This window comes from Corallococcus praedator, assembly GCF_003612125.1.
Lineage (GTDB): Bacteria > Myxococcota > Myxococcia > Myxococcales > Myxococcaceae > Corallococcus > Corallococcus praedator.
On sequence record NZ_RAWI01001300.1, the window covers coordinates 1 to 406 of the forward strand.

1 pseudogene is annotated in these 406 nt (G+C 64.5%); it reads left to right on the top strand.

Annotated elements, in window-relative coordinates:
• Window positions 1-406: pseudogene (locus D7Y13_RS44175) on the top strand (ABC transporter ATP-binding protein); the annotation flags it as partial.

The window sequence follows — 406 nt, forward strand, 5'->3', positions numbered from 1 at the left end:
GGTCTGGTCAGTCATGGTCTGATTCAGCGCGGTAAGGTTCGGGCACTGGCCGATGAGATCATCCGTCGCTTTGCGGTGAAGACACCGGACGCCCAGACCGCTGCGCGCAGCCTGTCGGGCGGCAACCTGCAGAAATTCATTCTGGGCCGCGAGATCATGCAGAACCCGAAACAGCTGGTCGCCGCGCACCCGACCTGGGGCGTGGACGTGGGCGCAGCAGCGGCCATTCATCGTGCGCTGATCGCATTGCGCGATGCGGGCGCGGCCATTCTGGTGATTTCCGAAGACCTGGACGAGCTGTTCCAGATCAGCGATCGCCTCGCAGCCCTGAGCGGCGGACACCTTTCTGACCTGATCCCGACCGGACAGACCAGCACCGTGCAGATCGGCGGCTGGATGGCGGGAC